The following is a 20,126-nucleotide window of genomic DNA, read 5'->3' as shown; positions in this document are numbered from 1 at the left end:
GTACCGCATTCGGCGCGCGCTGTCAACCGTTCATCGCGTCCCTGCGGCGCGAGCGCGGGATTTGCCGGCGCGTGCTTTTACGCACCCCTGCTAAAATTGACCTATAGACAGAAATAACCCGCCAAAAATAGTGGGATAGCCAGTGGAATATCTTGCGATGGCGCGGCGCGATAGCGTAATAAACAGAGCCGCTATTCGCGCGGGAATTTTTGCTGTTTGCCTGCATCATTAACAGGCGCTATCGTAATCGGCCATAAAATATAACAACACCGTATTCAGGGTGCTTATTCCCTGTCCCTCACGACAATCGGAAAGGCGTTCCGCTGTCGGCGTAACACTGTAAGCCTGGAGGCAAACCATGGAGATGTTGTCAGGAGCCGAGATGGTCGTCCGGTCATTAATTGATCAGGGCGTAAAGCAGGTATTCGGTTATCCCGGCGGTGCCGTGCTGGATATTTATGATGCCTTGCATACGGTCGGCGGGATCGATCATGTGCTGGTGCGTCACGAACAGGGCGCGGTGCACATGGCCGATGGCTACGCCCGCGCTACCGGCGAGGTCGGCGTGGTGCTGGTGACTTCCGGTCCCGGCGCCACCAATGCGGTGACCGGCATCGCCACCGCCTATATGGATTCGATTCCGCTCGTGGTGCTGTCAGGCCAGGTGGCCAGCTCGCTGATTGGTTACGACGCCTTTCAAGAGTGCGATATGATAGGGATCTCGCGTCCGGTGGTGAAACACAGTTTTCTGGTCAAGAAAACCGAAGATATCCCGCAGGTGCTGAAAAAGGCTTTCTATCTCGCCGCCAGCGGGCGACCGGGGCCGGTGGTTATCGATCTGCCCAAGGACATCCTGAGCGCCGCGCACAAGCTGCCCTACCTCTATCCCGATTCGGTGTCGATGCGCTCGTACAACCCCACGGTCCAGGGCCATAAAGGGCAAATCCGGCGCGCGCTCACGACGTTGCTCGCCGCCGAGCGGCCGGTGGTTTACACCGGCGGCGGGGCCATTACCTCCGCCTGCCACCGCGAACTGCGCCAGTTGGCGGAACAGCTGAACCTGCCGGTGGTCAGCTCGCTGATGGGGCTGGGCAGCTTCCCCGGCAGCCATCGGCAAAGCCTCGGTATGCTGGGCATGCACGGTACCTTCGAGGCGAATATGGCGATGCATCGCGCCGACGTGATTTTTGCCGTGGGGGTGCGCTTCGACGATCGTACCACCAATAACCTGGCGAAATATTGCCCGGATGCCACGGTGCTGCATATCGATATCGATCCGGCGTCGATCTCCAAAACCGTCACCGCTGACGTGCCGATCGTCGGCGACGCCCGCCATGTTCTCGAACAGATGCTGGAGCTGCTGGAGCAGGGCGAGAGCCGCCAGCCGTTCGACGCGCTGCGCGATTGGTGGCGGGATATCGAGCAGTGGCGCGCCCGCGCCTGCCTGAAATACGACAGCGGCAGCGATAAAATCAAGCCCCAGGCGGTGATCGAGACGCTGTACCGGCTGACGCAGGGCAACGCTTACGTCACCTCCGATGTGGGTCAGCATCAGATGTTTGCCGCGTTGTATTATCCGTTCGATGAACCGCGGCGCTGGATTAATTCCGGCGGCCTGGGCACCATGGGCTTTGGCCTGCCGGCGGCGCTCGGGGTGAAAATGGCCTTCCCGCAGGAAACGGTGCTGTGTATCACCGGCGACGGCAGTATTCAAATGAATATTCAGGAGCTGTCCACCGCTCTGCAATACGATTTGCCGGTGGTGGTGGTCAGTTTGAACAACCGCTATTTGGGCATGGTAAAGCAGTGGCAGGACATGATTTATTCCGGCCGCCACTCCCAATCCTACATGGCGTCCCTGCCGGACTTCGTGAAATTGGCGGAGGCCTATGGTCATGTCGGCATCGCGATTGAGCGGCCGGACGAGCTCGAATCCAAGCTGGCGCAGGCGCTGGCGGTGAAAAACCGTCTGGTGTTCGTGGACGTGATGGTGGATGGAACGGAACACGTTTACCCCATGCAGATCCGCGGCGGCGGTATGGATGAAATGTGGTTAAGTAAAACGGAGAGGACCTGATCATGCGCCGTATTTTATCGGTATTACTGGAAAACGAATCCGGCGCGTTATCCCGGGTGATCGGGTTGTTTTCCCAGCGCGGCTACAACATTGAAAGTTTGACCGTGGCGCCCACCGACGATCCGACCCTTTCGCGCATGACCATCCAGACCATGGGCGATGAGAAAGTGCTGGAGCAAATCGAAAAGCAACTGCACAAACTGGTGGATGTGCTGCGCGTCAGCGAACTGGGGCAGGGTGGCGGTAGTCATGTGGAGCGGGAGATTATGTTGGTGAAAGTACAGGCCAGCGGATTCGCGCGCGAAGAGGTCAAACGCTGTGCTGAAATCTTCCGCGGTCAGATTGTCGACGTCACCCCGGCCATTTATACCGTACAGCTTGCGGGCACCAGCGAGAAATTGGACGCGTTTCTCGCCACCGTGCGCGAAGTGGCGGAAATCGTTGAAGTCGCCCGTTCGGGCATTGTCGGGCTGTCGCGCGGCGACAAAGTGATGCGCTGAACGCTTGACCAACGGTGGCCGCGGCTGGCGTTATCGGCTGAACGTCCCTTAATGCGCCGGGCGCAAAGGGTGTAACGCCCGGCGCATGAGGGCTTTAACGCCGAGCTGAATCCTGCATCGGCGCGTTTCCCCCGAAGCGGCAGGGCAGGCTGTAAGGCCGTCTCTGGCCGGGTTTACCGGCGACGGCGGGACGGGGGTTCCACCCTGGCCGGCCTGATAGCGCGCTGAGCAGCGCGGCGCTGACGCCTTGATGGTTAGCCCTACCTGGCCTGATACCGTGCCGTAGTCCTGTTGCCGTTTCATCCACTGCATTCAAGATGTCAGCCACGTCAGCCAAGCGCTTACGGCGCTCGCGGCGGACCGCTGGATTTTCCCTTAGCATTTTGTGCTGATAGTTGTAGCATGGTTGAATTCCCCGGTGCGACTATGGACATTCGGGCAAAGGGTTAATTGATAAGCATAAAGGGGTCTATGTGAAACTGGATGAAATCGCGCGCCTGGCTGGTGTTTCGCGCACAACCGCCAGTTATGTCATTAACGGTAAAGCGAAACAATACCGCGTCAGCGATAAAACCGTGGAAAAGGTTATGGCAGTGGTCAGGGAGCATAATTACCATCCAAATGCGGTCGCCGCCGGCCTGCGCGCCGGGCGCACCCGCTCCATCGGCCTGGTTATCCCCGATCTGGAAAACACCAGTTATACCCGCATCGCCAACTATCTCGAGCGCCAGGCGCGTCAGCGCGGCTATCAGCTATTGATTGCCTGTTCGGAAGACCAACCGGACAACGAGATGCGCTGCGTAGAGCATCTGCTGCAGCGGCAGGTGGACGCCATTATCGTCTCTACCGCCCTGCCGCCGGAGCATCCGTTCTACCAGCGCTGGGCCAATGACGCCTTCCCCATCATCGCACTCGATCGCGCGCTGGATCGCGAGCACTTTATCAGCGTCGTCGGCGCGGATGAGGAAGATGCGGAAATGTTGTCCCAGGAGCTCAGCCAGTTTCCGGGGGAGCACGTGCTGTATCTTGGCGCGCTACCGGAGCTGTCGGTGAGTTTTCTGCGCGAACAGGGCTTTCGCCGCGGCTGGGGTCAGGATCGGCGCAAGCCGGACTTTCTCTATGCCAACAGCTACGAGCGTTCAGCGGCGGCGGGGTTGTTTGGCCGCTATCTGGAGAGCAATCCGATGCCGCAGGCGCTGTTCACCACATCGTTTTCACTGCTGCAAGGTGTGATGGATGTGACGCTGAAACGCAGCGGCCGGCTGCCGACCAATCTGGCTATCGCCACGTTCGGCGATAACGAGCTGCTGGATTTTCTCGAATGTCCGGTGCTGGCGGTTGCCCAGCGCCATCGGGAAGTGGCGGAGCGGGTGCTGGAGCTGGTGCTCGCCAGCCTCGACGAGCCCCATCGACCCAAGTCGGGCCTGACGCGTATTCGCCGCAGTCTGTTCCGGCGCGGTCAGCTTAGCCGGAATTAATCACGCGCCGCCGGGCCGGGCGTCGACGTTACTGTCGGGACGGCGCAGAGGTGACCGGCAATGTCCCGGTCACCCGGAACAGCCGGCGGCAATATTCCAGGAAGTAGCCGTACACCACACCAAGCACCATAGAGGCCACCGCATTGCTGGCCACCGCCGCTATCAGCTGCTGCCATTCCACCCCCACCGCCAAAAGAATGACCGCGTAAACCGGTGATTGAAAGCTGACATATGCCAGCAAATCCGCCAAATTACGGGTCCAGAATTGTTTCGGCCCGTGCAACCACCCCAGACGCAGCACCGCGTCGCGATACTGGCCAAACGGCCAGGCGATAATCACATTGACCGGAATCGCCAACAGCCGCGACGACAGCGACTGCTGTAGGCTCATGCCGGACAGTAGGATCTCAATCGCCATCCCGGTAAAAAAACAGTACACCACCAGCGCAAAAGTATCCGCCGCGGCACTGCGTAAACGGGATGATTCAGCAAACATGACGTAACGGCTCCAGCGCGAAAAGATCATGGGCGTGCGGCGAGGGAAGCGGCAGCCAAAGTGATTTGTAAGGCATTATTTATGTGGCGTAGAGTACATCACTACTTGTGTTAAGTTAAGTAGCTTATAATTTTTATTTAAATGTTAAATGTCGATATTTGTGCCAATAAAATGACCGCTGGAGGGCTTCGGGACGATTTCTCGCCGTCAGTAAATGAAAAATAATGATAATCAATTGGTTGGAGGTGATGGGTTTGCCGCTGACCCTGTTGACGTTTTAACGCGCCGGCGCGGTAAGAAAAATGAATTGCGTCGCTTTTAGGAATAGTCTGGCGATAAAATAAAGCGGGCGTTTAACCAATAAACATCTGATGATAAAATCAACAAAGATTAGGGCATATAAAAGCGAAGGTGTATTTTAAGCCGCCGAACAGAACGCTTCCGCCCGATTAATAAAGACGTTAAAATAACTGCGCAGTATGAAAAAAGAGGAATGGTAAACCCTTCTGTTACTCCCCCCTTGCTTCATCCGCCCAAGCGTCGCGCGGCGCTTTCCCGCTTCCTGTAAGTCCGTTATACCCGATTTTTGGCCGTCAGGGGTTTGGTAGGCGCGAATATTTATATTTTTATTTTGTACAGAATGAAGATGAATAGAGTGATGTTATTTTTAGCTTTTTTTTGCGATGTATTACGCATTCACCTGCCAAATGGTAATTACCGATGTAAATAATCCCTTCTGAGTCATTTAGTCGCTTGACAATGTTTTGACACCATTCGTACACTCTTTTGCGTGGGAATTTGTGGGGCAAAGTGGTGATTAAGGTTTTTAAGGGGTAAACGGACGCATGTTTCGTGGCGCAACCTTGGTTAACCTTGACAGCAAAGGCCGGCTCGCCGTGCCTACCCGTCATCGGGAAAAGCTGAATGAGGAATCGGCAGGTTTAATGGTGTGTACCATTGACCTCCATCAGCCATGTCTGCTGCTTTACCCCCTGCCGGCCTGGGAAATCATTGAACAAAAGCTGTCGCGATTGTCGAGCATGAACCCCGCGGAACGCCGGGTGCAGCGGTTGTTGCTGGGGCATGCGAGCGAGTGCCAGATGGATGGCGCAGGCAGAATACTGCTCGCGCCGACGCTCCGGCAGCATGCCGGGCTGTCAAAAGAAGTGATGCTGGTTGGGCAATTCAATAAGTTCGAGTTGTGGGACGAACAGACCTGGTATCAACAAGTCAAGGATGACATCGACGCTGAGCTGTCGGCGGAGCTACCGCTTACCGACCGGCTGCAAGACTTATCGCTATAGCCATGTCAGAGAATTATTTACATACCACCGTGTTGCTGGACGAAGCGGTGAAGGGGCTGAACCTCCGGCCAGATGGCGTCTATTTGGACGGAACCTTCGGACGCGGCGGGCATTCACGTCTTATTTTGTCAAAGCTGAATGCGCAGGGACGACTGTTCGCTATCGATCGCGATCCCGCGGCTATCGAAGCGGCGCGGGCCATTGAGGATGCGCGTTTTACCATTATCCATGGGCCGTTTTCCGCCATGGCGGATTACATGGCGGAAAGGGATCTGCTGGGCCGGGTTGACGGCATATTGCTGGATCTGGGCGTCTCGTCGCCGCAGCTTGACGATCCGGAGCGCGGCTTTTCGTTTATGCGCGACGGACCGCTGGATATGCGCATGGACACCACGCGCGGTCAGTCCGCCGCGCAGTGGCTGGCGCAAGCCTCGGCGGAAGATATTGCTTGGGTGTTGAAAACTTTCGGCGAAGAGCGCTTCGCCAAGCGCATTGCTCAGGCCATCGTGGCGCGAAATCGCCAGCAGCCGATGACCCGCACCCGCGAACTGGCGGCGTTGATTGCCGACGCCAGTCCGTTTCGCGATAAACATAAACATCCGGCGACGCGCAGTTTCCAGGCGATCCGCATTTACATCAATAGCGAGCTGGAAGAGATCGAACGGGCGCTGGACAGCGCGCTGGCGGTGCTGGCCCCCGGCGGTAGGTTGTCGGTTATCAGCTTCCATTCGCTAGAGGATCGGCTGGTGAAACATTTTATCCGTCAGCACAGCCGCGGGCCGCAGGTGCCGGCGGGTCTGCCGCTCACGGAGGCGCAGATCGCCGCGCAGCACCAGGATCGGCGCCAACTGAAAGCGGCCGGGAAAATGCAGCCGTCGGCGCGGGAGATTAACGACAACCCGCGCGCGCGCAGTTCGGTGCTGCGCTTCGCCGAGAAACTGGCGCCATGATCGGCAACGAGCGGCACGGCCTTATCGGGATCATCGGCAGCGATCTGTTGCGCCACGGCAAGCTGCCGCTGCTGCTGTTGATTGCGGTCCTGGTCTCGGCGGTTCTGGTGGTGACCACCACCCACCAGACCCGGCGGCTGACCGCTGAACGTGAACAGATGGTTCTGGAGAAGGACGCGCTGGATATTGAGTGGCGCAACCTGATCCTGGAGGAAAACGCGCTGGGCGATCACAGCCGCGTTGAGCGTATCGCCACCGAGAAGCTGCAAATGCAGCATGTGGATCCGTCGCAAGAGAATATTGTGGTTCAACCGTAATCTACACAGGGATCGCTAACGATACATGAAAGCCGCAGCACGCACGATGAAACTGAAACGCCAGGAGAATCAGACCAGCTTTGTCAGCTGGCGTTTCGCCTTGCTGTGCGGTTGCATCCTGCTGGCGCTGGTGGGGCTGATGCTGCGGGTGGCCTATTTGCAGGTCATCAATCCTGACAAGCTGGTGCGTGAAGGGGATATGCGCTCGCTGCGCGTGCAGCAAGTCCCCACCGCGCGCGGCATGATAAGCGACCGCGCCGGCCGTCCCCTGGCGGTAAGCGTGCCGGTCAACGCCATCTGGGCCGATCCGAAAGAGCTCAACGATCATGGCGGTATTAGCGCCGACAGCCGCTGGAAAGCGCTGTCCGATGCGCTTTCCATTCCCCTCGATCAGCTCTCCTCACGCATCAACGCCAATCCCAAAGGGCGTTTTGTCTATTTGGCGCGCCAGGTTAATCCTGCTATCGGCGATTACATCCATAAACTTAAACTTCCCGGTATTTATCTGCGTCAGGAGTCACGGCGCTATTACCCCGCCGGTCAGGTAACCGCGCATCTTATCGGCGTGACCAATATCGATAGCCAGGGCATTGAGGGCATCGAAAAAAGCTTCGACCGCTGGCTGACCGGCCAGCCCGGCGAGCGTACGGTGCGTAAAGACCGATTCGGCCGGGTCATCGAGGATATCTCCTCGGTGGACAGTCAGGCGGCGCACAACTTGGCGCTGAGTATCGACGAACGGCTGCAGGCGCTGGTGTATCGCGAGCTGAATAACGCCGTGGCGTTCAATAAGGCCGAATCGGGCACGGCGGTTCTGGTGGATGTCAACACCGGCGAAGTGCTGGCCATGGCCAACAGCCCCTCCTACAACCCCAATAATTTGACCGGCACCACCATGGACGTGATGCGCAACCGCGCCATCACCGATATTTTCGAGCCGGGTTCGACGGTCAAGCCGATGGTGGTGATGACCGCGCTGCAGCGCGGCGTGGTGCGGGAAAACAGCGTACTCAATACGCTGCCCTACATGATTAGCGGCCACCAAATCAAGGATGTGGCGCGCTATGCCGAATTAACCGTGACAGGTATTTTGCAGAAATCGAGTAACGTCGGTGTGTCTAAGCTGGCGTTAGCGATGCCGTCCTCGGCGCTGGTAGAAACTTACTCGCGCTTTGGATTGGGTAAGGCGACCAATTTGGGGCTGGTCGGAGAAAGCAGTGGCTTATATCCCCATAAACAACGGTGGTCCGACATGGAGAGGGCCGCCTTCTCTTACGGCTACGGGCTAATGGTAACGCCGTTACAATTAGCGCGGGTCTACGCCACGATCGGCGGTATGGGCGTTTTACGCCCGCTTTCCATTACCCGGGTCGATCCCCCGGTGGCGGGAGAGCGGGTGTTTCCCGAATCGCTGGTGCGTACCGTGGTACACATGATGGAAAGCGTGGCGCTGCCGGGTGGCGGCGGTACCAAAGCCGCGATCAAGGGCTATCGCATCGCCATCAAGACCGGTACCGCCAAAAAGGTCGGGCCGGACGGTAATTATATCAATAAATATATCGCCTATACCGCCGGAGTCGCGCCGGCCAGTAATCCGCGCTTTGCGCTGGTGGTGGTGATAAACGATCCGCAGGGCGGCAAATACTACGGCGGGGCGGTCTCCGCGCCGGTATTTGGCGCCATCATGGGCGGCGTACTGCGTACAATGAACATAGAGCCGGATGCGCTGCCGCAGCCCGGCGAGAAATCCGACATGGTCGTCAATAATCGAAAAGAGGCATCAGGTGACCGATCGTAATTTGCGTGAGCTGCTCGCGCCCTGGGTGCCTAACGCGCCGGGACGCGTGCTGAGGGAAATGACGCTGGACAGCCGCACCGCGGCTGCGGGCGATCTGTTTGTGGCCGTCGCCGGCCATCAGACGGACGGGCGTCGCTATATTCCCCAGGCGATCGCGCAAGGCGTTGCCGCCGTCGTGGCACAAGCGGAAGGCGAAGCCGAAGAAGGTGAAATGCGTGAGCTGCACGGCGTGCCGGTCATCTATCTTCACCGGCTGCAAGAGCGGTTATCGGCGCTGGCGGGGCGCTTTTATCAGCAGCCGTCGCACGCGCTGCGCCTGATTGGCGTCACCGGCACCAACGGCAAAACCACCACCACGCATCTTTTGGCGCAATGGGCGCAGTTATTGGGCGAAACCAGTGCGGTGATGGGCACCGTCGGCAACGGCGTGCTGGGCCACATCCATCCGGCCGACAACACTACCGGCTCGCCGGTCGAAGTCCAGCAGCTGCTGTCGCAGTTGCAGCGCCAGGGCGCGACCTTCACGGCGATGGAAGTCTCGTCCCACGGTCTGGTGCAGCACCGGGTCAGCAGTCTGCATTTCGCCGCTGCGGTCTTTACCAATCTGAGCCGCGACCATTTAGATTATCACGGCGATATGGCGCAGTACGAAGCGGCCAAATGGCGGCTGTTCGGCGAGCTTGACGTCGGTCAGCGCATTATCAACGCCGATGACGCCACCGGCCGGCGCTGGCTGCACCAATTGCCGCAGGCGATCGCGGTAGCGGTCAGCGGCGCGCTGCCGCCGGAACGGCAGGGCGACTGGTTGTGTGCGGGCGAGGTACGCTATCATGCGCGCGGCGCGGATATTCCCTTCCGCTCCAGCTGGGGAGATGGGATCGTCCACAGTCAATTAATCGGGGAATTCAACGTCAGTAATCTGTTACTGGCGCTGACCACGCTGCTGGCGCTCGGCTACCCGCTGCCGGCGCTGCTTGACAGCGCCAGCCGCCTGCAATCGGTTTGCGGCCGCATGGAAGTCTTTCACGCCGAAGGCCGTCCCACGGTGCTGGTAGATTATGCCCATACTCCTGACGCGCTGGAAAAGGCGCTGACGGCAGCCAGACTGCATTGCCACGGTAAACTCTGGTGTGTGTTCGGCTGCGGCGGCGATCGCGATAAAGGTAAGCGGCCGCTGATGGGCGCTATCGCCGAACAGTACGCCGACCGGGTAATTATTACCGACGATAACCCGCGCGGGGAAACGGCGCAGGACATTATCAACGACATTAAGAGCGGTCTGCTGGATGCGGGCCGCGCCCAGGCGATTGCAGGCCGTGCCGAGGCGGTAACCAGCGCCATTATGCAGGCCGCGCCGGCAGATCTGGTGCTGGTGGCCGGTAAGGGCCATGAAGATTACCAAATCATCGGTCAGCAGCGGCTGGACTACTCTGACCGCACCACCGTGGCGCGGCTGCTGGGGGTGATGGCATGATCCCCTTTTCTCTCAGCGCTATCGCACCGGTGCTCAACGCCGAACGGGTGGGCGACGATCGCACTATCCTGTCTGTGGTCACCGACTCGCGGGCGCCGAGCACGGCCGAAGGCAGTGTATTTGTCGCGCTGAAGGGCGAGCAGTTTGACGCCCATGATTTCGCCGAACAGGCGGTCGCCGCCGGCGCTGTGGCGCTGCTGGTCAATCGCCGGCTACCGCTGGACGTGCCGCAGCTGATTGTCGCCGATACCCGCCGCGCGCTGGGACAATTGGGCGCCTGGGTGCGCCAGCAGGTGCCGGCGCGGGTGGTGGCCCTGACGGGGTCCTCCGGCAAAACCTCGGTCAAAGAGATGACCGCCGCTATCCTGCGCCAGTGCGGGCGCGTGCTGGCGACCGAGGGAAATTTCAATAACGATATCGGCGTACCGCTGACGCTGCTGCGTCTGACGCCGGAGCATGATTTCGCGGTGATTGAGCTGGGCGCCAATCATCTCGGCGAAATTGCCTGGACGACCGATCTGGTGCGGCCGGAAACCGCGCTGGTAAACAACCTTTCCGCCGCGCATCTGGCCGGGTTCGGTTCGCTGTCGGGCGTCGCGCAGGCCAAGGGTGAAATTTTCGCCGGACTGCCGGCCAACGGCCGCGGCATCCTTAACGCCGATAGCCACGACTGGCCGCACTGGCAACAGGTGCTGGGCCACAAAGCGGTCTGGCGTTTTGCCGTACACGCCGCCGAAGGCGTGGATTTCTTTGCCAGCGACATCGTAAGCGATCAGCAGGGGGTGCGTTTCATCCTGCACAGCCCGCACGGGGAGTGTCCGGTGCGGCTGCCGCTGCCGGGACGGCATAATGTCGCCAATGCCCTGGCCGCCAGCGCGCTGGCGCTGTCGGTGGGCGCCGGACTACCGGCCATCGCCGCCGGCCTGGCGCAGCTCAAGGCCGTACCGGGACGGCTGTTCCCCATCGCGCTCGGCGCCGGGCAACTGCTGCTGGACGATAGCTATAACGCCAATGTCGGCTCCATGACCGCCGCTGCGCAGGTGCTGGCGGATATGCCGGGCTACCGGGTGATGGTGGTGGGCGATATGGCGGAGTTGGGCGATGAAGCAGCCGAGTGCCATCGGCAGGTGGGCGAAGCCGTCGCCCTGGCCGGTATCGACAAGGTATTAAGCGTCGGCAATCTGAGCCACCTTATCGGTGAGCCCAGCGATCGGGGCGAGCATTTTCAGGACAAAGCGGCGCTCACCGCCCGTCTGGCGCAGTTGTTGTCAGAGCAAGCGGTAATGACCGTATTAGTGAAGGGTTCACGTAGTGCCGCAATGGAGCAAGTGGTGCGCGCGTTACAGGAGAAAGCACCATGTTAGTCTGGCTGGCCGAACATCTGGTCCAATTTTATTCGGGGTTCAACGTCTTTTCATACCTGACGTTCCGCGCCATCGTCAGCCTGCTGACCGCGTTGTTCTTGTCGCTCTGGATGGGGCCGCGCCTTATCGCCTGGCTGCAAAAACTGCAAATCGGGCAAGTGGTGCGCAATGACGGCCCGGAATCGCATTTCAGCAAGCGCGGTACACCGACCATGGGCGGGCTGATGATCCTCACGTCGATTACGATTTCGGTGCTGATGTGGGCCTATCCGTCCAATCCCTATGTGTGGTGCGTGCTGTTTGTACTGGTGGGTTACGGCATCGTGGGTTTTATCGACGACTATCGCAAAGTAGTGCGCAAAGACACCAAGGGGCTTATTGCTCGCTGGAAGTATTTCTGGCAGTCGGTGATAGCGCTGGCGGTGGCGTTCACCATGTTCGCGGTGGGAAAAGATACGCCGGCGACCCAGTTGGTGGTGCCGTTTTTCAAAGACATTATGCCGCAGCTGGGGCTGTGGTATGTGCTGTTGGCCTACTTCGTTATCGTCGGCACCAGCAACGCGGTCAATCTGACCGACGGTCTGGACGGCCTGGCGATTATGCCGACGGTGTTCGTCGCCGCCGGCCTGGCGCTGGTGGCGTGGGCGACCGGTAACATGAACTTCGCGGGCTACCTGCATATTCCCTACGTGCGCTTCGCCGGGGAGTTGGTCGTGGTGTGTACGGCGATCGTCGGCGCCGGTCTGGGGTTTTTATGGTTCAACACCTACCCGGCACAGGTCTTTATGGGCGATGTCGGCTCGCTGGCGCTGGGCGGCGCGCTCGGCACTATCGCCGTGCTGCTGCGCCAGGAGTTTTTACTGCTGATTATGGGCGGGGTGTTCGTGGTGGAAACCCTGTCGGTGATTTTACAGGTGGGGTCGTTCAAATTGCGCGGTCAGCGCATTTTCCGTATGGCGCCCATTCATCACCATTATGAATTGAAGGGCTGGCCGGAGCCGCGCGTTATTGTGCGCTTCTGGATAATTTCGCTGATGCTGGTCCTTATCGGGCTGGCGACGCTGAAGGTACGGTAATCATGACGGACTATCGGGGCGAACAAGTGGTCATCATCGGGCTGGGGCTTACCGGCCTTTCCTGCGTTGACTTCTTTCGCCGCCGCGGCGTGACGCCGCGGGTGATGGACACCCGCTTTACGCCGCCGGGCCTGGAGAAGCTGCCGGCCGATGTTCCGCGCCACCTGGGGTCGTTGAACGAGGCGTGGCTGCTCGACGCCACGCTAATCGTCGCCAGCCCCGGCATCCCGCTGTCTCATCCCGCGTTGGCCGCGGCGGCGGCGGCCGGCATCGCTATTGTCGGCGATATTGAGCTGTTTGCGCGCGAGGCGCAGGCGCCGGTGGTGGCGATAACCGGCTCCAACGGCAAAAGCACCGTCACCCGCATGGTGGGCGAGATGGCCGCCGCCGCCGGCTGGCAGGTGGGCGTCGGCGGTAATATCGGCCTGCCGGCGCTGATGTTGCTGGAAGCGCCCCGCCAGTTGTATGTGCTGGAGCTGTCGAGTTTCCAACTGGAAACCACCCACAGCCTGAAAGCGGCGGCGGCGACCGTGCTCAATATCAGCGAAGATCATATGAACCGTTATCCGCTTGGCCTGCAACAGTACCGGGCGGCCAAACTGGAAATTTATCACCATGCCGCGGTGTGCGTGGTCAACGCCGACGATGCGCTCACTCTGCCGGAACGCGGACATGACGCGCGCTGCGTCAGCTTCGGCGTTGAGCGCGGCGATTATTATCTTAGCCAACGCGCGGGCAACACCTGGTTAATGGCGCGCGGCGAACCGCTGTTGGATTGCGCCGAAATGACCGTCGGCGGCCGCCATAATTACACCAATGCCCTGGCGGCGCTGGCGCTGGCGGACGCCATTGGTCTTCCGCGGGCAGCCAGCCTGGCGGCGCTGCGGCAGTTTCGCGGTCTGGCGCATCGCTTTGAGCTGGTGCATGACCGCCACGGCGTACGCTGGATTAACGACTCCAAAGCCACCAACGTGGGCAGCACGGAAGCGGCGCTGAACGGGCTGGCGGTGGCGGGGACGTTGCATTTGCTGTTGGGCGGCGATGGCAAATCCGCCGATTTCACCCCGCTTTCGCCTTTGGTGCAGGGCGACCGGGTGCAGCTGTACTGTTTCGGGCAGGACGGCGCGCAGCTGGCGTCCCTGCGTCCCGACGCCGCCACCCTCACCGAGACGCTGGAGCAGGCGATGCGTATCATCGGCACGCGGGTGAGGGCAGGGGATTTGGTGCTGCTGTCGCCGGCCTGCGCCAGCCTGGACCAATTTAGCAATTTTGAAGTGCGCGGTGAGGTCTTCACGCGCCTGGCGCGGGAGGTGGGCTGATGCGCATTCCCGGTTTAGGATTGATTCCCCGCCTGAAGGCGTGGGTGATGGGGGCGCGCGAGCCCGAAGCGCCGACCCATGTGCTGTATGACCGCACGCTGCTGTGGCTGACGCTGGGGCTGGCCGGTATCGGATTTGTGATGGTGACCTCGGCGTCGATGCCCATCGGGGCGCGATTGTCGGACGACCCGTTCTATTTCGCCAAGCGCGATGCTTTCTACCTCGGTCTGGCGTTTGTGCTGTCGCTGGCAACGCTTAGGATCCCGATGGCGGTCTGGCAGCGCTACAGCTCGGTAATGTTGCTTATCACCCTGGTGATGCTGCTGGTGGTGCTGGTGGTTGGCAGTTCGGTTAACGGTGCGTCGCGCTGGATTGCGCTCGGTCCGCTGCGGATCCAGCCGGCGGAATTGTCCAAGCTGGCGCTGTTTTGCTATCTGGCCAGTTATCTGGTGCGCAAGGTAGAGGAAGTGCGTACTAACTTCTGGGGATTTTGCAAACCCATGGGCGTGATGGTGCTGCTGGCGGTACTGCTGCTGGCGCAGCCCGACCTCGGGACCGTGGTGGTGCTGTTTGTCACCACGCTGGCGATGCTGTTCCTGGCCGGCGCCAAACTGTGGCAATTTTTATCGATTATCGGTTCGGGCATTTTCGCGGTGGTGCTGCTGATTATCGCCGAGCCGTACCGTATGCGGCGCGTGACCTCGTTCTGGAACCCGTGGGATGATCCTTTCGGCAGCGGATATCAGCTTACCCAATCGCTGATGGCCTTTGGCCGCGGCGAGTTTTGGGGGCAGGGGCTGGGCAATTCGATACAGAAACTGGAGTATTTGCCGGAAGCCCATACCGACTTTATTTTCGCCATTTTGGGGGAAGAGCTGGGTTATTTCGGCGTGGTGCTGGCGCTGCTGATGGTGTTTTTAGTCGCGTTCCGCGCGATGTCCATCGGCCGCAAAGCGCTGGAAATCGACCAGCGCTTTTCCGGTTTCCTGGCCTGCTCCATCGGTATCTGGTTCAGCTTCCAGGCGCTGGTCAACGTGGGCGCCGCCGCCGGCATGCTGCCCACGAAAGGGCTGACGCTGCCGTTAATCAGCTACGGCGGCTCCAGCCTGCTGATTATGTCGACGGCGATTGTACTGCTGCTGAGAGTGGATTTTGAGACGCGCCTGGCCAAGGCGCAGGCGTTTGCGAGGGCACCGCGATGATGGAAAAGACCAGGCGGCTGATGGTGATGGCGGGCGGTACCGGTGGACATGTGTTCCCGGGGCTGGCGGTTGCCCATCACCTGATGGCGCAGGGCTGGCAGGTTCGCTGGCTCGGCACCGCCGATCGCATGGAGGCCAGTTTAGTGCCGCAGCACGGCATCGACATCGATTTTATTCGCATCAGCGGCCTGCGCGGCAAGGGTATGAAAGCGCAGCTGATGGCGCCGGTGCGCATCTGGAGCGCCTGGCGTCAGGCGCGGCGCATCATGCGCGCCTGGCGGCCGGATGTGGTACTGGGGATGGGCGGCTATGTTTCTGGACCCGGCGGTCTGGCGGCCTGGAGCTGCGGCATCCCGGTCGTACTGCATGAGCAGAACGGCATTGCCGGCCTGACCAATCGCGGTCTGGCGAAAATCGCCCGCAAAGTGCTGCAAGCGTTTCCCGGCGCGTTCCCCCATGCCGATGTGGTGGGCAATCCGGTACGCGATGCGGTACTGGCGCTGCCGGCGCCCGACGTGCGCTTTCTCGAACGCACCGGCCCGATTCGGGTCTTAGTGATCGGCGGCAGCCAAGGCGCGCGGGTGCTGAATCAGACCATGCCGGCGGTCGCCGCCCGCTTGGCGGGCACCTTGACCCTGTGGCATCAGGTGGGCAAAGGGGCGCTGGAGGAGGTCAACCGGGCCTACGCGGCGGCCGGCGAGACGCAGCACCAGGTGGTGGAGTTTATCGACGATATGGCCGCCGCCTACGCCTGGGCGGATGTGGTGGTATGTCGCGCCGGCGCGCTGACGGTGAGCGAAATCGCCGCCGCCGGTCTGCCGGCGCTGTTTGTGCCGTTTATGCACAAAGATCGTCAGCAGTATTGGAACGCGCGGCCGCTGGAGCAGGCGGGCGCGGCGAAAATCATCGAACAGCCGGCCTTTACCGCCGAGCAGGTCAGCGACGTGCTGGCAGGCTGGGATCGGCCGACGCTGCTGAGTATGGCGCAGCGCGCCAGGGCGGCGGCTATTCCCGACGCGACGGAGCGAGTGGCGCGGGAAGTGGCGGCGGCGGCGGGTGTCTAAGCCGCGCGCCGACAAGACCGGACGGGCCGGGCGTGCCGTCCAGAGCGTTTTTTTTGACTTAAGCGATACTACTGTGAATACACAACAACTGGCTAAACTGCGAACTTTTGTCCCCGAGATGCGCCGCGTCAGGCAAATCCATTTTGTCGGCATCGGCGGTGCCGGCATGGGCGGTATCGCGGAAGTGCTGGCAAACGAGGGCTATCAAATCAGCGGTTCCGATCTGGCGCCGAACGCGGTGACGCAGCAACTGACCGACCTGGGCGCGCAAATCTATTTTAACCACCGCCCGGAGAATATCAGCGACGCCAGCGTAGTGGTGGTGTCGAGCGCTATCGCCCCCGATAACCCGGAGATTGTGGCGGCCAAAGAGGCGCGTATTCCGGTGATTCAGCGCGCGGAAATGTTAGCGGAGTTGATGCGTTTTCGTCACGGTATCGCCATCGCCGGCACCCACGGCAAAACCACCACTACCGCGATGGTGGCCAGTATTTACGCCGAGGCCGGTCTGGATCCGACCTTTGTTAACGGCGGCCTGGTGAAAGCCGCCGGCGTACATGCCCGCCTGGGCTGTAGCCGTTACCTGATTGCCGAGGCCGACGAAAGCGACGCCTCCTTCCTGCATTTGCAGCCGATGGTGGCGATTATCACCAATATCGAAGCCGACCATATGGATACTTACCAGGGCGACTTTGAGAATTTGAAGCAGACATTCATTAACTTTCTGCACAATTTGCCGTTTTACGGCCGCGCGGTGATGTGTATCGACGATCCGGTGATCCGCGAATTGCTGCCCCGCGTTGGGCGACAGATTACCACCTACGGTTTTAGCGACGATGCCGATTTGCGCATTACCGATTATCGTCAGGACGGCGCGCGCGGCAGCTTTACCCTCACTCGGCAGGACAAGCCCGATTTGCGCGTGGAGCTCAATGCGCCGGGCCGGCACAACGCGCTGAATGCGGTGGCGGCGATTGCGGTGGCGACCGAAGAGGGCATCAATGACGAGAGTATTTTGCAGGCGATGCTGCAATTTCAAGGGACGGGCCGCCGCTTTGACGATTTGGGCCGCTATGATTTGACCCACGTCAACGGTAAAACGGGCGAGGTCATGCTGGTGGACGATTACGGTCATCACCCGACCGAAGTGGATGCCACCATCAAAGCGGCGCGGGCGGGCTGGCCGGACAAACGGCTGGTAATGGTGTTTCAGCCGCACCGTTACACCCGCACGCGGGATTTGTACGACGACTTTGCCAACGTGTTGTCCGGTGTGGATGTGCTGTTGATGCTGGATGTGTATCCCGCCGGCGAAGCGCCGATCCCCGGCGCCGACAGCCGCTCCCTGTGCCGCACCATACGCGGGCGTGGCAAGGTGGACCCGATTTTGGTGCCGGATATGGATGCGCTGCCGGCGACGCTGGCGCAGGCCTTGGAGGATAACGATTTGGTGCTGATGCAGGGTGCCGGCACGGTGGGCAAAATCGCCCGTAAACTGGCCGAGAGCAGGCTGCAGCCGCAGCCGGGCGAGGGACGACATGGTTAAACGGCCTGGCCGGTGCCGACATGCGCCGACGGTCGTCGCGGCGGGAGCGGCCTGACATGTCGCAGGCGGCGATAAATGTACGCAACCGTGAGACGGAGAGGACCGTTGCGGGACGCAGCAACGGCGGCCAGCTCGCAGGGTTGATCTTCCTGTTGATGGTGCTTGGCACCATCGTCTGGGGAGGCTGGATGGTGGTGGGCTGGATGAAAGACCCCCACCGTTTACCGCTGTCCCGGCTGGTGGTGACCGGCGAACGTCATTACACCACCAATGACGATATTCGCCAGGCGATTCTGGCGCTGGGAGCGCCAGGTACCTTTATGACGCAGGACGTCAACGTCATCCAGCAGCAGATAGAGCGCATGCCGTGGATTAAGCAGGTCAGCGTGCGTAAACAGTGGCCGGACGAGTTGAAAATCCACGTGGTGGAATATGTGCCGGTGGCGCGCTGGAATGATTTACATCTGTTGGACGGCAACGGCAAGGTGTTCAGCGCGCCGGCAGAGCGCATCGGCAATCAGCCCATGCCGATGCTCTATGGCCCGGAAGGCAGCGAGCAAGACGTCTTGACCGGCTATCGCACCATGAATCAGGTGCTGACGGCCGCCAAGTTTCAGCTCAAGGCGGTCAGCATGAGCGCCCGCCATTCGTGGCAGTTAACGCTAAAGGACGATACCCGGCTGGAGCTGGGCCGGGACGACAGAGCCAGGCGCCTGCAGCGCTTTATCGGGATTTATCCGGTTCTGCTCCAGCAGGCCCGGAACGATAATAAGCGCATCAGTTACGTGGACCTGCGCTATGACTCGGGCCTGGCCGTCGGATGGGCGGCGGCCTATATCGAGCCGGAAAACAGTAATCAGCAACAGACTCAGGCACAGGCAAAACAACAATGATCAAGGCGACGGACAGAAAACTGGTAGTAGGACTGGAGATCGGCACGGCCAAGGTGGCCGCGCTGGTAGGGGAGGTGCTGCCCGATGGTATGGTCAATATCATCGGTGTCGGCAGTTGCCCGTCGCGCGGCATGGACAAAGGTGGCGTTAACGATTTGGAATCGGTGGTGAAATGCGTGCAGCGCGCCATCGATCAGGCGGAGTTGATGGCGGACTGCCAGATCTCGTCGGTGTATCTTGCCCTGTCCGGCAAACATATCAGCTGCCAGAATGAAATCGGCATGGTGCCGATTTCCGAAGAAGAAGTGACGCAGGAAGACGTCGAGAATGTGGTGCATACCGCCAAATCGGTGCGGGTACGCGACGAACACCGCATCTTGCACGTGATTCCGCAGGATTACGCGATTGACTATCAGGAAGGAATAAAAAACCCGGTTGGCCTGTCCGGCGTGCGGATGCAGGCCAAAGTCCACCTGATTACCTGCCATAATGATATGGCGAAGAACATTGTCAAAGCGGTTGAACGTTGCGGGCTGAAAGTTGACCAACTGATTTTCGCCGGTCTGGCATCAAGCTATGCGGTGTTGACGGAAGATGAACGCGAGCTGGGCGTGTGCGTCGTGGATATCGGCGGCGGCACCATGGACATGGCGGTCTATACCGCCGGCGCGCTGCGCCACACCAAGGTGATCCCCTATGCCGGCAACGTGGTCACCAGCGACATCGCCTATGCCTTCGGCACGCCGCCCACCGACGCCGAGGCGATCAAAGTTCGCCACGGCTGCGCGCTGGGGTCGGTGGTCAGCAAGGACGAAAGCGTTGAAGTGCCGAGCGTCGGCGGACGGCCGCCGCGCAGCCTACAGCGCCAGACCCTGGCCGAGGTGATCGAGCCGCGTTATACCGAGCTGCTGAACCTGGTCAACGATGAGATTTTACAGCTACAAGAACAGCTGCGGGCGCAGGGGGTAAAGCACCATCTGGCCGCGGGCATCGTGCTGACCGGCGGCGCGGCGCAAATCGACGGTCTGGCGGCCTGCGCGCAGCGGGTATTCCATACCCAGGTGCGCATCGGCCAGCCCCTGAATATCACCGGTCTGACGGATTATGCGCAGGAGCCCTATTATTCGACCGCCGTTGGGCTGCTGCATTACGGTAAAGAGTCACATTTAAGCGGCGAAGTGGATGTGGAAAGACGAACGTCGGTCAGCACATGGTTTAAGCGGTTCAGCGGCTGGCTGCGCAAAGAATTTTAACGATTTTCAAGACGG

At 60.3% G+C, this 20,126-nt stretch carries 17 protein-coding genes; 16 read left to right on the top strand and 1 reads right to left on the bottom strand.

What is annotated here, in order from left to right; all coding sequences use genetic code 11:
- Positions 1–358: 358 nt before the first annotated feature.
- The 3 genes from ilvI (at position 359) to cra (ending at position 4,055) form a co-directional block, all read left to right on the top strand.
- Positions 359–2,077, top strand: a complete 1,719-nt coding sequence (gene ilvI / locus SANT_RS17180) for an acetolactate synthase 3 large subunit (protein WP_025423491.1) — start codon at positions 359–361, stop codon at positions 2,075–2,077.
- Between the two features lie 2 nt (positions 2,078–2,079).
- Entirely contained in the window at positions 2,080–2,577 is a 498-nt protein-coding gene (gene ilvN / locus SANT_RS17175) for an acetolactate synthase small subunit (RefSeq protein ID WP_025423490.1), read from the top strand.
- Between the two features lie 473 nt (positions 2,578–3,050).
- Positions 3,051–4,055 carry a catabolite repressor/activator gene (gene cra / locus SANT_RS17170; protein ID WP_025423489.1) on the top strand — a complete coding sequence of 335 codons (1,005 nt, stop codon included), beginning with the start codon at positions 3,051–3,053 and terminating at the stop codon, positions 4,053–4,055.
- Between the two features lie 28 nt (positions 4,056–4,083).
- Here the strand turns inward: cra and SANT_RS17165 are convergent, their stop codons facing one another.
- Entirely contained in the window at positions 4,084–4,551 is a 468-nt protein-coding gene (locus SANT_RS17165) for an L-alanine exporter AlaE (protein WP_025423488.1), read from the bottom strand.
- A gap of 845 nt (positions 4,552–5,396) precedes the next feature.
- On the opposite strand from SANT_RS17165, the gene mraZ reads away from it, so the two are divergent.
- From mraZ to ftsA, 13 genes are all read left to right on the top strand, one after another.
- The gene (mraZ, locus tag SANT_RS17160; protein WP_011410413.1) at positions 5,397–5,855 is read left to right on the top strand and encodes a division/cell wall cluster transcriptional repressor MraZ; all 459 of its coding nucleotides are present in this window, start codon (positions 5,397–5,399) and stop codon (positions 5,853–5,855) included.
- 2 nt (positions 5,856–5,857) lie between these two features.
- Complete coding sequence (gene rsmH / locus SANT_RS17155; RefSeq protein ID WP_025423487.1) at positions 5,858–6,805, top strand: 16S rRNA (cytosine(1402)-N(4))-methyltransferase RsmH; 948 nt, start codon at positions 5,858–5,860, stop codon at positions 6,803–6,805.
- The gene (gene ftsL, locus SANT_RS17150) at positions 6,802–7,122 is read left to right on the top strand and encodes a cell division protein FtsL (protein WP_025423486.1); all 321 of its coding nucleotides are present in this window, start codon (positions 6,802–6,804) and stop codon (positions 7,120–7,122) included. The genes rsmH and ftsL overlap by 4 nt, the downstream gene beginning before the upstream one ends.
- Positions 7,123–7,147: 25 nt before the next feature.
- Positions 7,148–8,920 carry a peptidoglycan glycosyltransferase FtsI gene (locus SANT_RS17145; protein WP_025423485.1) on the top strand — a complete coding sequence of 591 codons (1,773 nt, stop codon included), beginning with the start codon at positions 7,148–7,150 and terminating at the stop codon, positions 8,918–8,920.
- Complete coding sequence (gene murE / locus SANT_RS17140; RefSeq protein ID WP_025423484.1) at positions 8,907–10,394, top strand: UDP-N-acetylmuramoyl-L-alanyl-D-glutamate--2,6-diaminopimelate ligase; 1,488 nt, start codon at positions 8,907–8,909, stop codon at positions 10,392–10,394. The genes SANT_RS17145 and murE overlap by 14 nt, the downstream gene beginning before the upstream one ends.
- The gene (gene murF / locus SANT_RS17135) at positions 10,391–11,758 is read left to right on the top strand and encodes a UDP-N-acetylmuramoyl-tripeptide--D-alanyl-D-alanine ligase (RefSeq protein WP_025423483.1); all 1,368 of its coding nucleotides are present in this window, start codon (positions 10,391–10,393) and stop codon (positions 11,756–11,758) included. The genes murE and murF overlap by 4 nt, the downstream gene beginning before the upstream one ends.
- A complete protein-coding gene (gene mraY, locus SANT_RS17130; RefSeq protein WP_025423482.1) occupies positions 11,752–12,834 on the top strand; it encodes a phospho-N-acetylmuramoyl-pentapeptide-transferase in 1,083 nt (360 codons plus the stop codon). Before murF ends, mraY begins: the two co-directional genes overlap by 7 nt.
- A 2-nt stretch (positions 12,835–12,836) precedes the next feature.
- Positions 12,837–14,153 carry a UDP-N-acetylmuramoyl-L-alanine--D-glutamate ligase gene (gene murD, locus SANT_RS17125; protein ID WP_025423481.1) on the top strand — a complete coding sequence of 439 codons (1,317 nt, stop codon included), beginning with the start codon at positions 12,837–12,839 and terminating at the stop codon, positions 14,151–14,153.
- Positions 14,153–15,355 (top strand): cell division protein FtsW, encoded by a 1,203-nt coding sequence (gene ftsW, locus SANT_RS17120; RefSeq protein WP_025423480.1) that lies wholly within the window; start codon positions 14,153–14,155, stop codon positions 15,353–15,355. The genes murD and ftsW overlap by 1 nt, the downstream gene beginning before the upstream one ends.
- On the top strand, positions 15,352–16,419 hold the full coding sequence (murG, locus tag SANT_RS17115) for an undecaprenyldiphospho-muramoylpentapeptide beta-N-acetylglucosaminyltransferase (RefSeq protein ID WP_025423479.1): 1,068 nt from the start codon (positions 15,352–15,354) through the stop codon (positions 16,417–16,419). Before ftsW ends, murG begins: the two co-directional genes overlap by 4 nt.
- 73 nt (positions 16,420–16,492) lie before the next feature.
- The gene (gene murC / locus SANT_RS17110) at positions 16,493–17,965 is read left to right on the top strand and encodes a UDP-N-acetylmuramate--L-alanine ligase (RefSeq protein ID WP_025423478.1); all 1,473 of its coding nucleotides are present in this window, start codon (positions 16,493–16,495) and stop codon (positions 17,963–17,965) included.
- Between the two features lie 56 nt (positions 17,966–18,021).
- A complete protein-coding gene (gene ftsQ / locus SANT_RS17105; protein WP_025423477.1) occupies positions 18,022–18,858 on the top strand; it encodes a cell division protein FtsQ in 837 nt (278 codons plus the stop codon).
- Positions 18,855–20,111 (top strand): cell division protein FtsA, encoded by a 1,257-nt coding sequence (ftsA, locus tag SANT_RS17100; protein WP_025423476.1) that lies wholly within the window; start codon positions 18,855–18,857, stop codon positions 20,109–20,111. Before ftsQ ends, ftsA begins: the two co-directional genes overlap by 4 nt.
- Positions 20,112–20,126: the final 15 nt, after the last annotated feature.

Source organism: Sodalis praecaptivus (genome assembly GCF_000517425.1).
GTDB classification, from domain to species: Bacteria; Pseudomonadota; Gammaproteobacteria; order Enterobacterales; family Enterobacteriaceae; genus Sodalis_A; species Sodalis_A praecaptivus.
This window is presented reverse-complemented; position numbering and strand designations above follow the sequence as displayed.